Annotated in this window: 12 protein-coding genes; 6 read left to right on the top strand and 6 right to left on the bottom strand. The window is 68.2% G+C overall.

The window, feature by feature from the left end; genetic code table 11:
- The first annotated feature begins 32 nt into the window (after positions 1–32).
- From ACM14_RS06120 to queF, 4 genes are all read left to right on the top strand, one after another.
- Positions 33–3,155, top strand: coding sequence for an Rne/Rng family ribonuclease (locus tag ACM14_RS06120; RefSeq protein WP_065345640.1), 3,123 nt, complete (start codon positions 33–35; stop codon positions 3,153–3,155).
- A 118-nt stretch (positions 3,156–3,273) separates the two neighbouring features.
- A complete protein-coding gene (yaaA, locus tag ACM14_RS06115; RefSeq protein ID WP_013800980.1) occupies positions 3,274–4,059 on the top strand; it encodes a peroxide stress protein YaaA in 786 nt (261 codons plus the stop codon).
- A gap of 78 nt (positions 4,060–4,137) precedes the next feature.
- Positions 4,138–5,022 carry a 2OG-Fe(II) oxygenase gene (locus ACM14_RS06110; protein ID WP_012207082.1) on the top strand — a complete coding sequence of 295 codons (885 nt, stop codon included), beginning with the start codon at positions 4,138–4,140 and terminating at the stop codon, positions 5,020–5,022.
- 156 nt (positions 5,023–5,178) lie between these two features.
- Complete coding sequence (queF, locus tag ACM14_RS06105) at positions 5,179–6,027, top strand: NADPH-dependent 7-cyano-7-deazaguanine reductase QueF (protein ID WP_065345651.1); 849 nt, start codon at positions 5,179–5,181, stop codon at positions 6,025–6,027.
- A 23-nt stretch (positions 6,028–6,050) separates the two neighbouring features.
- Here the strand turns inward: queF and ACM14_RS06100 are convergent, their stop codons facing one another.
- From ACM14_RS06100 to ACM14_RS06080, 5 genes are all read right to left on the bottom strand, one after another.
- Entirely contained in the window at positions 6,051–7,610 is a 1,560-nt protein-coding gene (locus tag ACM14_RS06100; protein ID WP_065345639.1) for a PAS domain-containing methyl-accepting chemotaxis protein, read from the bottom strand.
- Positions 7,611–7,801: 191 nt separating this feature from the next.
- Positions 7,802–9,124, bottom strand: a complete 1,323-nt coding sequence (gene dinB, locus ACM14_RS06095) for a DNA polymerase IV (protein ID WP_065345638.1) — start codon at positions 9,122–9,124, stop codon at positions 7,802–7,804.
- A 42-nt stretch (positions 9,125–9,166) separates the two neighbouring features.
- Entirely contained in the window at positions 9,167–10,105 is a 939-nt protein-coding gene (locus ACM14_RS06090) for a DMT family transporter (protein WP_065345637.1), read from the bottom strand.
- 232 nt (positions 10,106–10,337) lie between these two features.
- Positions 10,338–11,165, bottom strand: coding sequence for an anti-sigma factor (locus ACM14_RS06085; RefSeq protein ID WP_043821459.1), 828 nt, complete (start codon positions 11,163–11,165; stop codon positions 10,338–10,340).
- A 37-nt stretch (positions 11,166–11,202) separates the two neighbouring features.
- Entirely contained in the window at positions 11,203–11,787 is a 585-nt protein-coding gene (locus ACM14_RS06080; RefSeq protein ID WP_013800973.1) for an RNA polymerase sigma factor, read from the bottom strand.
- A 313-nt stretch (positions 11,788–12,100) separates the two neighbouring features.
- Here ACM14_RS06080 and ACM14_RS06075 point away from each other — a divergent pair, with 313 nt between their 5' ends.
- A complete protein-coding gene (locus ACM14_RS06075; RefSeq protein WP_065345636.1) occupies positions 12,101–12,649 on the top strand; it encodes a DUF3455 domain-containing protein in 549 nt (182 codons plus the stop codon).
- A gap of 15 nt (positions 12,650–12,664) precedes the next feature.
- On the opposite strand, the gene ACM14_RS06070 is transcribed toward ACM14_RS06075, so the two are convergent.
- The gene (locus ACM14_RS06070) at positions 12,665–13,534 is read right to left on the bottom strand and encodes a helix-turn-helix transcriptional regulator (RefSeq protein WP_065345650.1); all 870 of its coding nucleotides are present in this window, start codon (positions 13,532–13,534) and stop codon (positions 12,665–12,667) included.
- Between the two features lie 296 nt (positions 13,535–13,830).
- Here ACM14_RS06070 and ACM14_RS06065 point away from each other — a divergent pair, with 296 nt between their 5' ends.
- Positions 13,831–15,531, top strand: a complete 1,701-nt coding sequence (locus tag ACM14_RS06065) for a 2-isopropylmalate synthase (protein ID WP_065345635.1) — start codon at positions 13,831–13,833, stop codon at positions 15,529–15,531.
- Positions 15,532–15,537: the final 6 nt, after the last annotated feature.

The raw sequence follows: 15,537 nt of genomic DNA, 5'->3' as shown, positions 1-15,537 counted from the left end.
GCCCCAGAGAAAACGAATAAAGGAAACGCATCATGAAACGGATGCTCATCAACGCCACGCAGTCGGAAGAACGTCGCCTTGCCATCGTCGATGGCCAGAAGCTGCTCGACTACGAAATCGAAATCGAAGGGCGCGAGCAGCGCAAGGGCAACATCTACAAGGCCGTGGTCACGCGCGTGGAGCCCAGCCTCGAGGCCTGCTTCGTCGACTACGGCGAGGACCGTCACGGCTTCCTGCCCTTCAAGGAAATCTCCAAGCAGTATTTCGCCGAAGGCGTCTCCCCCAGCCAGGCCCGCATCAACGAAGTCATCCGCGAAGGCCAGGAACTGATCGTCCAGGTCGAGAAGGAAGAGCGCGGCAACAAGGGCGCGGCCCTGACCACCTTCATCTCGCTGGCCGGCCGCTACGTGGTGCTGATGCCCAACAACCCGCGCGGTGGTGGCGTCTCGCGCCGCATCGAGGGCGAGGACCGTGCCGAACTCAAGGAGGCGATGGACCAGCTTGAGTACCCCAAGGGCATGTCCATCATTGCGCGCACCGCCGGCATCGGCCGCACCGCGCCCGAGCTGCAGTGGGACCTGAACTACCTGCTCAAGCTGTGGAACGCCATCGATGGCGCCGCCAAGTCGGCCAAGGGCGCCTTCCTGATCTACCAGGAATCGAGCCTGGTGATCCGCGCCATCCGCGACTACTTCAACGGCGACATCGGCGACATCCTCATCGACACCGACGACATCTACGAGCAGGCGCAGCAATTCATGCAGCACGTCATGCCCGAGCATGCCGCCCGCGTCAAACGCTACCGTGACGACGCCCCGCTGTTCAGCCGCTTCCAGATCGAGCACCAGATCGAATCGGCCTACGCACGCACCGTGACCCTGCCCTCAGGCGGCGCCATCGTCATCGACCACACCGAAGCGCTGGTCTCCATCGACGTGAACTCGGCCCGCGCCATCAAGGGCGGCGACATCGAGGAAACCGCCACCCGCACCAACCTGGAAGCCGCCGACGAAGTCGCGCGCCAGATGCGCCTGCGTGACCTGGGCGGCCTGATCGTCATCGACTTCATCGACATGGAGGAGAGCAAGAACCGCCGCGAGGTCGAGAACCGCCTGCGCGACGCGCTGCGCCAGGACCGTGCCCGCGTGCAGTTCGGCACCATCAGCAAGTTCGGCCTCATGGAAATGAGCCGCCAGCGCCTCAAGCCCGCCCTGTCCGAAGGCGCGCACATCAACTGCCCGCGCTGCGGTGGCTCCGGCCACGTGCGTGACACGGAAAGCTCGGCGCTGCAGATCCTGCGCATCATCCAGGAAGAGTCCATGAAGGACAACACGGCCGCCGTGCACTGCCAGGTGCCCGTGGAAGTGGCCAGCTTCCTGCTCAACGAAAAGCGCGGCGAGATCACCAAGATCGAACTCAAGCAGCGCGTCAACGTGATCATGGTTCCCAACAAGTCCATGGACACGCCGCACTACAAGCTCGAGCGCCTCAAGCACGACGACGTGCGCCTGGAAAGCATGGAAGCCAGCTACAAGCTGGCCGAGGAGCTGGACGCGGAAACCACGGTGACGCGCCGCTCGCAGGAGCCCACCAACAAGCAGACGCCCATGATCAAGGGCGTGCTGCCCGACATGCCGGCCCCCATCGCCGAGCCCCGTCCCGAAGGCAGCCGCAACCGCCCGGCCAACGGCCAGCAGCGCGATGCCAAGCCTGCGGCAACCGCTGCAGCGCCCGCACCGGCCGTCGCCCCCGTCGTGGTACGCGAGCAAGGCTTCTTTGCCTGGCTCAAGAGCCTGTTCGGCTTTAGCGCGGCACCTGCGCCAGTCGCAGCGCCCGCTCCGGCCGCCGAAGCCCCCGCTCGCGAAGCACGCCGTGACGGCCGCAACGACAACCGTGGCCGCCGCAACGAACGCAATGGTGAGCGTGGCGAGCGCTCGGAGCGCAATGGCGAGCGCGCTGGCGCCCCCAATGCCGAACGCCAGGCCGGCAACGGTGACCGCAACCGCCGCAATGCCGAGCGTGGCGAGCGCACTGAACGCGGTGAACGCCCGGAGCGTGGAGAGCGCCCGGATCGTGGCGAGCGCGGTGAGCGCGCCGACCGCGGCGAACGCCGTGGCCGTGGTGAACGCAGCCGTGACGGTGAAAGCCGCCAGCCGCTGGAAGCCGTGAACGGCGTGGCCGCTGTCGCTGCAGATGGCAGCGCCATCGAGCAGCGTCCCGAGCGCGCCCCGCGTGGCGAGCGCCAGGAGCGCGGTGAAGGCCGCCGCGAACGTGGCGAGCGCGGTGAACGTGGTGAACGCGCCGAACGCAGCGAGCGCCAGCCCCGCCAGTTCGAAGTCGTTCCCGAGACCGAAGAGAACCTGGACAACCAGGCCCAGCAACAGGACCCGTCCCTGGACAACGCTGCCCCCGCCTCCGGCGAAGAGCAGCCGCGCCAGCGCCGTTCGCGCGACCGCTATGGCCGTGACCGCCGCGAGCGTGGCGATCGCGGTGACCGTGCAGAGCGCGCACCGCGCGAAGCGGAGGGCGAAGCCGTCCAATCCTTCGAAGCCGCCGCTCCCGAGCAGGACCAGCCGGCCCGCCGCAGCTACTTCAACGCAGCCAGCCCTGCCGCCGAAGCCCAGGCTTCTGAAGCCATGGCCGAAGCGCAAGTGCCTGCGCAGCCCCCAGCAGCCGCAGCAGCCCAAGCGGTGCAGCAACCCGTGCCCGAGCAGCAGATTGCCGCTCCCGCGCCCGTGGCTGCGGTGACCCCCGCGCCGGTCGCACCCGCCCCCGTGGTGGCACCCGTGGCGGCACCTGCACCCGTGGCCGCTCCTGCCGCAGTGGCAGTCGCTCCCGCAGCAGCCAAGGCCGTTGAAGCAACCGCCGAACGCGGCCTGCCCAAGGTCCAGGCCTACCAGTTGCCCATGTCCGAGCTGCAGGCGCTGGCCGCCGCTTCGGGCCTGCAATGGGTGGGCTCCGATGCCGACAAGGTGGCGGCAGCCCAGGCAGCCATCGCCGCCGAACCGCAGCCCGAGCGCGTCGTGCGCGAGCGCCCGCCCGTGGTCGCTCTGGATGACGGCCCGCTGATCCTCGTGGAAACACGCAAGGACCTCAGCGAGCTGCAGCTGCCGTTCGAGCAGCAGCCGCAGCCACAGGGCGCGGCCCAGGTCTGACCACAGACAGTGACAACACAGGGGCCCTCGCGGCCCCTGTTTGTTTCCGCCTCCGCCCTCACCTCATCCGTCTCCCCACGCCTTCCGTCCACCTCTTTCCAGGAGCTTCCGTCCCGCCATGCTGTTGCTGCTCTCCCCCGCCAAATCGCTGGACTACGACACGCCACTGCCCCCGAAACTGCCGCACACGCTGCCCGTCTTCTCCGAACAGCCGCTGGAGCTGATCGAAGTGCTGCGCCGCCAGTCGCCCCAGCAACTGTCGGAACTGATGGGCATCAGCGACAAGCTGGCCGCGCTCAACGTGGCGCGCTACGAGGCCTTCAGCCCGCGCTTCACGGCCACCAACGCCCGGCAGGCGCTGCTGGCCTTCAACGGCGATGTCTACGAGGGCCTGCAGGCACGCAGCCTGGATGCCGAGGACCTGGACTGGGCCCAGCAGCACCTGGCCATCCTCAGCGGCCTGTACGGCGTGCTGCGCCCGCTGGACCGCATGCAGCCCTACCGCCTGGAAATGGGCACGCGGCTGGAAACCGCGCATGGCAGCAACCTCTACCAGTTCTGGGGCAGTCGCATTGCCGAGCACCTGAACCAGCGCGCGGCCAAGCAGCCGGCGGGCGAGCGCGTCATCGTCAACCTGGCTTCGCAGGAATACTTCAAATCGGTAGACTTGAAGCACCTCAAGCCCCCGGTGGTGGAATGCGCATTCGAGGATTACAAGAACGGCGCCTACAAGATCATCAGCTTCCATGCCAAACGTGCGCGCGGGCTGATGGCACGATTTGCCATACAACGACGCGCTCGCAGCGCGGCTGAACTCGAAGCCTTCGATCTGGAGGGCTACGCGCTGGCGCCAGCTTCTTCGACGCCTGCGCGCCTGGTGTTCCGTCGCAAGACCGCTGACTGAGCCTCGCCGGCCACCGGCCGGCCCCGGCCTCGATGCCTTTGGAGTCCATTCACTGCGGCAAGGGCCGCACTGCACGCCATGAGCCTCAAATCCTCACCAGATTCCCAGACCGCCGCACAGGACCTGCCCGTCGGTCTCACGCCTGAACTCATGCAATGGGTGCGCGACCAGCGCGCATCCGGCATAGGGCCTGCGGCCCTGCTGCGCTCCATGCGCGACGTGGGCTGGAGCGAAGAACTGGCAAGGCGGGCGCTGGACCTGCCCGAACAGGGCGAGGTGTCGCCACCGGCCGTCGTCGTCTCGGCCTCGAGCCTGCCCGAACCGGACCTTGCCCAGGACCCCAGCAGCATCGATGTCGGCGACCGCCAGGTCCAGGTGCTGGTCAGCATGCGCAACCCGCGCATCGTGGTCTTCGGCAACCTGCTCTCGCACGAGGAGTGCGACGCCATCATCGCCGCCGCGCGTCCGCGCATGGCGCGCTCGCTCACGGTGGCCACGCAAAGCGGCGGCGAAGAGATCAATGACGACCGAACCAGCAACGGCATGTTCTTCCAGCGCGGGGAAACCGGCATCGTCAGCCAGCTGGAAGAACGCATCGCCCGCCTGCTGCGCTGGCCGCTGGACCATGGCGAAGGCCTGCAGGTGCTGCACTACGGCCCTGGCGCCGAATACAAGCCCCACCACGACTACTTCGCGCCTGGCGAACCCGGCACGCCCACCATCCTCAAGCGCGGCGGCCAGCGCGTGGGCACCCTGGTCATCTACCTGAACGAGCCCGAGCGAGGCGGCGCAACCATCTTCCCAGAAGTGCCGCTGCAAGTGGTGCCGCGCCGGGGCAACGCCGTCTTCTTCAGCTATGAGCGCCCCGACCCCTCCACGCGTACCCTGCACGGCGGCGCGCCCGTGCTGGCCGGCGAAAAATGGATCGCCACCAAATGGCTGCGCGAACGCGAATTCCACTGAAGAGCCAGCGAACCCGGACGCACCCACCCTTATTGACCTTATATGGCCGCCCATGCCTGCGGGCATGGAAATTCAGTTAGCTTCAAAGCCTGGGTCCACGCGCTCCGCGCGGACCGTCCAGGCTTGACCAGCGCCGGCACGGCCGGCCCTTTTTCCATGAACACTCCCGAACAATCCCAGCTGGGCAAAAGCTCCGCCTACATCGACCAGTACGCCCCCTCGCTGCTGTTCCCCCTGCCCCGCGCGCCCAAGCGCGAGGAAATCGGCATTCAGGGCAGCCAGATGCCCTTCTTCGGCGCCGACCTGTGGACGGCCTTCGAGCTGTCCTGGCTCAACCTGCGCGGCAAGCCGCAGGTGGCGCTCGTGCATTTCACGATCCCCTGCGAGACCCCCAATCTCATCGAGAGCAAGTCGTTCAAGCTCTACCTCAACAGCTTCAACAACACCCGCCTGCCCGATGCCACCGAAGTGCAGGCGCGACTGCGCACCGACCTGGCCGAAGCGCTGTGGCGCGGCAGCGAGCAAAAGGGAAGCATCGGCGTGAAGATCATCGGCCTGGACCGCTTCGACCAGGAAATGGTGCAGGAGCTCGACGGCCTGCTGCTGGACCGCCTTGATGTGGAGTGCACGCAATACCAGCCCGCCCCCGAGCTGCTGCGCGCCAACCATGAAGAAGGCCCCGTCACCGAAACCCTGGTCAGCCACCTGCTCAAGAGCAACTGCCTGGTCACGGGCCAGCCCGACTGGGGCAGCGTGCAGATCCGCTACAGCGGCGCGCAGATCGACCAGGAAGGCCTGCTGCAATACCTGGTGAGCTTCCGCAACCACAACGAATTCCATGAGCAATGCGTGGAACGCATCTTCATGGACATCTGGACCCGCTGCCGCCCCCTCAAGCTCTCGGTCTACGCACGCTACACGCGCCGTGGCGGCCTGGACATCAACCCATTCCGCACCAGCCATCCTGGTGCCTTGCCGGCCAACGTGCGCTCTGCACGGCAGTAAAAGAGGCGGCCGGCCCCTACCCCTCACCGCAACGTAAACACCTCCAGCGACCGCTCCAGCGACTGGGCGCTGGCGCGCAGCGAGCCCGCCGCGCCGGCCGATTGTTCGACCAGGGCGGCGTTTTGCTGGGTGACGGAGTCGAGCTGGGCCACGGCGTCGTTGACCTGGGCGATGCCTACGGATTGTTCGCGCGTGGCGATGCTGATCTGGTGGACCAGGTCGCTGACGCGGCCCACGGCGTCGACCATGCCGTCGATGGTGCGGCCTGCGGCGTCCATGCGGGCGTTGCCATCGTTGATGCCGTCCACGGTGCGGTTGATGAGGCCGCTGATTTCCTTGGCGGCGGAGGCGCTGCGCTGGGCCAGGGCGCGCACTTCGCCCGCCACAACGGCAAAGCCGCGGCCCTGCTCGCCTGCGCGTGCTGCTTCGACGGCGGCATTCAGGGCCAGCAGGTTGGTCTGGAAGGCAATGCTTTCGATCACGCCGATGATCTCGCCCATGCGGCGCGAGGAGCCGCGGATGTGCTCCATGGCAGAGCCCACTTCCTGGATGGCGGCGCCGCTCTTGCCCGCGACCTGGCGGCTCTGGTCGCTTTCATGGGCCATGAGCTGAGCCGTGTCGGCGGTCTGCGCCACGGTGCCCGATATCTCTTCCATCGAGGCCGCCGTCTGCTGCAGGCTGGTGGCCTGGGATTCTGTGCGCTGCGCGAGGTCGAAGCTGCCCTGGGCGATCTCGTGGGCGGTGGTGGCAAAGCCGCGCATTTCGGTGCGCACGTCGCCGACCACGGCGCGCAGGTTGATCTGGATCTGCTGCAGCCGCTGCATCAGGGCGCCCATGGGGCCGCTGTAGTCGTGCTGCATGTCCGTGCCCAGCTGGCAGCTGGCAATGTCGGCGGCAAAGCCGCTGGCCTGCTCCAGGCCCGCCACGCAGCGCTGCTGGAAGCGCCAGAGCACAAAGCTGCTACCCGCCAGCAAGGCGGCCAGGCGCGTGCCCCAGGCTGCGGCGCCCTGCCAGCCCAGCAGGTCGGGCAGCATGGCGGCCAGGCCCACGCCGCCCAGCATCAGCGCCATGCGGGCTGTCAGGCCCAGGTCGCTGCGGCGGTCCCACAGGCCTGCCAGGCCCAGGCGGCGCAGTTCACCGCCGCGCAGTCGCAGGGTTTCCTGGCCGGCATCGGCTTCGGCGCGCATGCGGGCATAGAGGGCTTCGGCGGCCTCGATCTCGTCCGGCCGGGGCTTGGTGCGCACCGACAGGTAGCCGCGCGGCCGGCCGCCTTCCATGATGGGCGTGACGTTGGCGCGCACCCAGTAGTGGTCGCCGTTCTTGCGCCGGTTCTTGACCAGGGCAGTCCACGGGTAGCCGTGGGCGATGGTGCGCCACATGTCCTTGAAGGCGGCGGCCGGCATGTCCGGGTGGCGGATCAGGTTGTGCGGCTGCTCGATCAGTTCCTCGTAGGAATAGCCGCTGACCCGCACGAAGGCCGGGTTGCAATGGGTGATCTCGCCCTTGGTGTTGGTGACGGATACCAGCAGCTCATCGCCCGGAAAGTCGTAGTTGAGCTGGCTGACGGGCAAATTCACGCGCATGGGTACCACTCCTTTGGGATGTCTCTTGTTCTTGTGAAATGGCATGGCAAAACGCTCAGAAGCCACCGGAATCCATCAAACGGAAACACAAATTCACATTTCCAAATCATCTCACAGCACGGCAACCGCAGTCCCATGCTCGGAACTGGTGCATGGTTTTACAGCGTGTGCGCCAGATTTGTGGTGATGATTCAAAACAGTTGAGGTGTAAAGGGATCGCTGTCCGGCGCGGGCTGGGCCGGTCCCCTGAGCAGTTGCTCGCGCGCCAGCGGGTCGTGGGCGGTGGCGTTCCAGTCGGCCGTGCGAACGAGGTTGCCCACACGCACGCCCAGCAGGCGCAGCCGCTTGGCCAGGGGCACGCGCTTGAGGCATTGGCCTGCGGCGCGGCGCAGGGTGGCGGCATCGGCCATGGGCAGCTCCAGCGTGTGGTCGCGCGTGGCGGTCTTGAAGTCGTCGTAGCGCAGCTTGATGCCGACGGTGCGGCCCATGTAGCCCTTGCGCTGCAGGTCCTGGGCCAGGCGTTCGCACAGGTCGGTGAAGATGGCGCTCAGTTCGGCCCGGTCGCGCACGGCGTGCAGGTCGCGCTCGAAGGTGGTTTCGCGGCTCATGGAGACGGGCTCGCTGTGCGTGACCACGGGCCGCTCGTCGCACCCCCAGGACACGCCATGCAGCCAGTTGCCGTAGGCGCGGCCGAACCATTGCACGAGCTGGGGCAGGCTTTGCTTGGCCAGCTCGCCAATGGTCTGTATGCCCAGCGATTGCAGCTTGGCATCGGCCTTGGGGCCTATGCCGTTGATCTTGCGGCAGGCCAGCGGCCAGATCACGGCCTGCAGATCGTCGGGCTGGACGATGGAGATGCCGTTGGGCTTGTTGAATTCGCTGGCCATCTTGGCCAGCAGCTTGTTGGGCGCCACGCCGATGGAGCAGGTCAGGCCCGTGGCGTCGGTGATGGTTTTCTGGATCAGCCGAGCCAGCACGCGCCCGCCTTCGCGCTGGCCGCCAGGCACGTCGGTGAAGTCGATGTAGACCTCGTCCACGCCGCGGTCCTCCATCAGCGGGGCGATGGAGACGATGATCTCCTTGAACATGCGCGAGAAGCGCCGCACCTCGGCAAAGTCCACGGGCAGCAGGATGGCCTGGGGGCACAGGCGCGCGGCCTTCATCATGCCCATGGCCGAGCCCACGCCGAACTGGCGCGCCGGGTAGGTGGCCGTGGTGATCACGCCCCGGCCCACGTAGTCCTTGAGGCGAGAGAACTCGTCCACCGGAATCTCGTGCAGCCGGCCGGCGTAGCGCGCATCCAGCGCCTCGTCGTGCGCGCGGCGTCCGCCGCCGATGACCACGGGCAGTCCCTTGAGCTGCGGATAGCGCAGCAGCTCCACCGAGGCATAGAAGGCGTCCATGTCCAGGTGGGCGATGCGGCGCGGGGGCGCAGCATCGGCAGGGCTTGCGGGTGTCGTGGGTGTCGTGGGTGTCGTTTCAGGCACGCCGCCATTATTGCGGCAACTGTGCATTCATACAGCCTGCAGGGCCTGTTCACACAGGCCCTGGACCGTTCATCCCTGCAGGCAGATCAGCACCAGTCCGAGCACCATCAGAGCCATGCCGATCATTTCCTGGCGGCTCAGGCTTTCGCTGAGCACGCGGCGCGAGACGATGTAGCTGAACACCACCTCGACCATGCCCAGCGTGCGCACGGGTGCCGCGCCCTGCATGGCGTAGGCGGTGAACCAGGCCAGCGAGGCGGCCGCGCCCATGCCACCGGCCAGCAGCGAGACGCGCCAGGCGCGGAAGATGGGGCGCAGGCCCTGCGCGTGGGTGCGCGCGATCCAGGCGCCCAGGCCCAGGGTCTGCATGAGCTGGGCGATCAGCACGCCCCAGGCGCCCGACAGCCAGGGAGATATCTCGTCCAGGCGCGCCAGTTCCACGGCGCCGCCCCGATAGCCCACGGTGGCGATGGCAAAGCAGGCACCGCAGGCCAGGCCGTAGAGCGCCGAGCGGCTGGCCCAGGCCGACAGCGACAGCATCTGGCCGCGCGGCGGCAGCGACAGGATGAGCACGCCGAAGGTGGCCAGCGCCATGGCCGCCAGCGCCACGGCGGTGGGCAACTCATGCAGGAAGATGCCGGCGAACAGGGCCACCTGCAGCACCTCGGTCTTGGACAGGGTGACGGCCACGGCGAAGTTGCGCTCCTTCATGGCCAGCAGCAGCGCCGCCGTGGCCGCGACCTGGAAGAAGGCGCCCAGCGCGATCCAGCCCAGGTAGGCCCATGAGAACCGGGGCAGCGACCAGGCGCCATCGCCTCCCAGGTACAGCGCCAGCAGGTAGATGCCGGCAAACGGCAGGCCGTACAGAAAGCGCACCAGGGTGGCCGGCAGGGTGCCGAGCTCGGCGGTCAGCGAGCGCTGGGCCGTGTTGCGCACGGTCTGGGCGGCTGCGGCGAACAGCACCACGGGCACCCACAGCCAGGTCAGGTCTTGGAGGGAAGAAAGCATGTCGGCAAAAAAGGGAAGGCACCGCCGGCAAGGCGCGGGCGACTGAGTGCCGGCCAGCATAGCCGCCGGTCGGGCACCAGGCGCACGCGCTTGGAGAAGGCTGCCGCGCCCGGCAGCGAAACAGAGGCCGGCCAGGCAGCGCTGCACGCGCGCCCTGCTCTGGCCAGGGCAAGCAGGCTGCGTTGTGCAGCAGCACGGCCGTCGCCAATGGCGAGCGGGCCTGCGCGGCGCGCTACAGGTCGCGCCGGATCAGAGCGCCCTTGAACAGCACCGGCCCCGTGGGCCCGGTCTGGCTGGGCACGCCGCCCTTGGGCTCCAGGCTGATGGCCAGGGCAGGCACGCCCTGGACCTCGGCGGCCGCGGCGGTCAGCTTGACCAGCTTGTCGCGTCCCAGCACGCCCAGCGATTGCGGGCCGCCCTGGGGCGGCAGGGCCCACAGCTGCAGTGATTTGTCGGAGGCCTCATGGAAGTCGCCCACGCGCTGCAGCACCAGGGTGTTCTTGCCGGGGTCGAAGGTCACGAGCATGGAGGCATCGGCCTTGTCGTCGGCCAGCACGGCCACGTACTGGATCTGGGGCGCGGCCTGCAGCGCAGCCTGGGTGGCCTGCAGCTGGTTGTTCAGCACGGCCAGCTGGCGCTCGCCACTTTGGCGCAGGTCCTGGTGCGACCACAGCCCCACGGCCACGGCCGCCACGGTGGCGCAGGCGCCCAGCACGGCGGCGCCGCGCCACCAGGCCAGGGCGCGGCCCACGGCGGATTCCGTGCGCCGGGCCATGCCAGGCGCATCGTCGGCACGCCGCCGGTGCGCCTGGGCGGCGCGGGCCTTTTCGGCCTGCAGCAGGTTGTCGATACGGACCCAGACCGCATCGTCAGGGCGTACGGGCGCCTGCATTTCGGACAGGGCCGACCAGCGGCCCTGCCACAGCAGGGCGGCGGCGCGCACCGGGGCCTGGTCACGGGCCAGTTGCTCGAAGCGGCGGCGTGCCGCGCCCCGCAGCGTGCCCAGGGCGTAAGCGGCGGCCAGCCGGTCCAGCAGTTCGGGGTGTCGGGAAATATTCATGGCAAATCCTTTGGCCGCTCAGAGCATGTCAACTGCTTCACGCATGGCGTGACAGGCAGCGGCGCAGCTGCTCCAGGCCGCGCCGTATCCAGGTCTTGACCGTGCCCAGCGGCAGTTGCAGCTGGCCCGCCAGCTCGCCATGGCTGAGGTCGCGCAGATAGGCCAGGCTGACCACCTCGCGCTGGCGGCCTTCCAGCCGCTCCAGGCACTGGTACAGCGCCACGGCCTGTTCGCTGGCCTCGGCCAGTTGCAGCGGGCCCTGGCTTTCATCGTTTCCACCGCCATGGGCCGCCAGTTGCGCCTCGTCGAACTCTTCGTTCAGGTGCAGGCGTTCGGCGCGGCGCCGGCGCAGAAAGTCCAGGGCCCGGCTGCGCACCACCAGGCCCATCCAGGCCAGCGGCGGGCTCAGCGTGCCCCGGTAGCCCGAGGCGCTGCGCCAGATGTGCAGGTAGCTGTCCTGCAGCACGTCTTCGGCCCAGTCCTTGTGCCGCAGGATGCGCAACGCCAGCCCGTACAGCCGGGACGAAGTGGCCTCGTACAGGCTGCGGAGCGCGGGCTCGTCCTGCGCTGCGATGCGGTCCAGAAGGTCCATCAGCTCTTGGTCGGTTGGTGTGGTGCCCATGCACGCATTGTGGGCGAGCGGGCGGCCCCGTGGCCCGCACTGTTGCGTGGCCGCCCGGGGGCTTGCTCTGTCTTTCGATCGGATTCAAGGGGCATATCGGTGCTCAGCCGGGGGTTTGCAGAAGGTCTGGCGGGGGTCTCCCGGCTTGCACCGGCTCTCCGTGAGTAATACGCAGCGCATTGCGAACCGGATGCGGATAAATTTTTTTTCCATTCAGGTGAATCCAGCCGCTGCCTTGCTGCGTATTCCCTGTGTCGCGCCCCGGAAAGCGGTCCAAGGCGACACCCCTCAACCCATCGACCTGGAGACCTTCATGAGCTACATCCTCCCCCTCGGCCTGGCCACCATGGCCGCACTGACCCTTGGCGCCTGCTCCTCCATGGACATGGGCAAGAGCTATTCCCAGTCCGACCTGCCGGCCGCCGTGCAGGTGCCCGCAGGCCACAAGGTTGCCATGGAGACTGTGGGTATAGGCCAGATCACCTATGAATGCCGCGCCAAGAAGGACCAGGCGATGGAGCAGGAATGGGCCTTTGTCGGCCCCGATGCCCGCCTGACGGACCGCCAGGGCCGCGTCATTGGCCGCTACTTCGGCCCGCCCGCCACCTGGGCGCACCAGGACGGCTCCAAGGTCACGGCCACCCAGGTCGCCGTGGCGCCGTCCAGCGCGGGCAACATCCCCATGCAACTGGTCAAGGCCGAGCCCGCCACCGGCATGGGCGCCATGCAGGGCGTGACCTATATCCAGCGCGTGGCCACGCGCGGCGGCGTGGCCCCTGCCCTGGCCTGCAACAGCTCCACGCTGGGCCAGAAGCAGGTCGTCCAGTACCAGGCCGACTACATCATCTGGAAGGCCGCCTGACGCGGCCCGGCCCTCCTACGGCCTGTCGCCCCTGGCCCCGAAGGCCGAGGGCGGCATGCCGAACTGGCGCCTGAAGGCCAGCGAATAGGCGCTGTGGCTTTCATAGCCGGCCTCCAGCGCCACCTGCACGATGGGCCTTCCGGCCAGCAGCGCCTGCATGGATGACAGCAGCCGTGCGCGCTGACGCCAGCGGCCAAAACTCATTCCCGTGGCCTGCAGAAAATGGCGGTGGAAGGTCTTCTCGCCCATGGCCAGCCGTGCGGCCCAGTCGGCGGCTGTGGCAGTTGCGGCCCCTATGTCGGCTGCGGCGGCTGCGGTGGCAAAGCCATCCGCCCCCTCTCCTTCGGCCAGCGCATGGCAGACAGCGGCCATGCGCGCATCCTGCGGCCAGGGCAGATGAAACGGCACCACGGGCGGCTGGCGCAGCTCCTGCAGCAATAGCTCGACCACCATGGATTCACGCCGCCCCGGCGGTGCCGATGCAGGCCAGCGCGCCACCTCGCTGATGAGCTCGCGCAGCAGGGGAGAGACCTCGATCACGCAGTCCGTACCCGGCAGGTCTGCAGCGGCCAGCGCATCGACGAACAGGCTGCGCACCTGTACCGCGCCGCGCATGCGCAAGCCGTGGGGCACGCCCGAGCGCAGCCAGACGCCGCGCGTGGGCGGCACCACCCAGCGCCCGCTGCCTGCGCGCACCTCCAGCACCCCCTGCACGGCATAGAGCAGCTGGCAGCATTCGTGGGAGTGTTCCTCCACCTCCAGCCCCGCCGGATAGTCGGCGGCCACGCCCGTGACCGGCAGCGGTGCGGCGGCCTGCAGCTCGGGCAGCCCGGCATGGCTGCAGGGAACGGCGGCTGCCGAAGCCGGGGCATGGGTCGTGCGCATATTGTCCAGATCCATATAGAAAATGAGAAATTCTATAAAGACAGACAAGCACCCTGCCCGCAAACTGGCACCCGTTCCCTGTGATTCACCGCCATCGCACCATGCACCGCCTGCCCTCGCCCTCCCTACCATCCCTGGCCCATGGCCGGGGTCCGGGCGCCTGCGCAGGCGCCGCATTTCGCACCGACTCTCCCTGATCCCGGCCTGGCGCAGCTTCCCCACACCGGGAAGCCAGGAGAGCGGGGCCGCCGGCCGATCCGGTGGCTGCAAACCCCAGCGTTTCCTGCGAGGCCCGCATGCTGAAGAATCCCGCGTCCAGATACCTTCCCTTCCCCGCCATCGACCTGCCCGAGCGCCAATGGCCCTCACGCCAGCTGAGCCAGGCGCCCGTGTGGCTGTCCACCGACCTGCGTGATGGCAACCAGGCCCTGTTCGAGCCCATGAACCGCGAGCGCAAGCTGCGCCTGTTCCACGAACTGGTGCGCATAGGCTTCAAGGAGATCGAGGTGGGCTTTCCCTCGGCCTCGCAGACCGACTACGGCATCGTGCGCCACCTGATCGACAACGGACTGATTCCCGGCGACGTGACGCCCATGGTCATCACCCAGCTGCGCGAGGACCTGATCCGCGCCACGGTGGACAGCGTGGCCGGAGCGCGGCGCGCCATCGTGCACTTCTACAACGCCATTGCCCCGGCCTGGCGCGAGATCGTCTTCGGCATGCAGGTGCCCGAGATCATCGCCATGGTGGAGCACCACATCGCCCTGCTGCGCGAACTGACCGATGCCCACCCCGAGACCGAATGGATGCTGCAGTACTCGCCCGAGACCTTCTGCATGGCCGAGCTCGACGTGTCGCTGGCCGTGTGCAACGCAGCCATCCGCGCCTGGGATGCAGGCCCCGCGCGGCCCATGATCATCAACCTGCCGACCACGGTGGAAGTGAGCACGGCCAATGTCTTCGCCGACCAGATCGAGTGGATGCACCGCCGCCTGGAACGGCGCGAGCACATCGTGCTGTCCGTGCACCCGCACAACGACCGGGGCACGGGCGTGGCCTGCGCCGAGCAGGCGCTGCTGGCCGGCGCCCAGCGCGTGGAAGGCTGCCTGTTCGGCAATGGCGAGCGCAGCGGCAACCTCGATGTGGTGACGCTGGCGCTCAACCTCTACACGCAGGGCATCGCGCCGGGACTGGACTTCTCGGACATCGCCGCCGTGGCGCGCATTGCGGAGGAATGCACGGCACTGCCCATCCATCCGCGCCACCCCTATGTGGGCGACCTGGTGTTCACGGCGTTCTCGGGCTCGCACCAGGATGCCATCGCCAAGGGCTTTGCGGCGCAGCGGCCCGATGCGCCCTGGCGCGTTCCCTACCTGCCCATCGACCCGCAGGACCTGGGCCGCACCTACGACAGCATCGTTCGCGTCAACAGCCAGTCGGGCAAGGGCGGCATTGCCTTTTTGCTGCAGCGCGACCATGGCGTGACCATGCCGCGCCGCATGCAGGTGGAGTTCAGCGCCGTGGTGCAAAAACAGGCGGACGCCTGCGAGGCCGAGCTGGCCAGCGACGACCTGTGGAAGCTGTTCGAGGCGACCTACCTCGCACCCCTGCAGCTTCCCTGGCACTACCGCAGCCACCACCTGTTCGACAGCGCCCAGGGCCAGGGCATTGCGCTGGAAGTGGTCCGGCCAGACGGCCTTCGGCTGCAGCTGTATGGCGAAGGCAGCGGCCCCATCGATGCTGTGGCCGCCGCCCTCGGCCAGCACCTGGGCGTGGCGCTGCGCATTGACCACTACGAGGAGCGCAGCCTGGGCCAGGGCGCCGGGGCCATGGCGCTGGCCATCGTCGAGGCCGCCCTGCCCGGCGTGGCGGGCACGCGCTTCGGTGCGGGGCGCCATGCCAACATCGTGACCGCGTCCATCCTGGCCGTGCTGCATGCGGCGGGCCGGCTGGTGGCGGCGCAGCCGGAAAGCCGGCGCGTACCTGCCCAAGCCTGAGGCGCA

The organism is Delftia sp. JD2, from assembly GCF_001682645.1.
Taxonomy (GTDB): domain Bacteria; phylum Pseudomonadota; class Gammaproteobacteria; order Burkholderiales; family Burkholderiaceae_C; genus Comamonas; species Comamonas acidovorans.
Note: the sequence above shows the minus strand (reverse complement) of the source record. Positions and strands in the feature narration are given on the sequence as shown.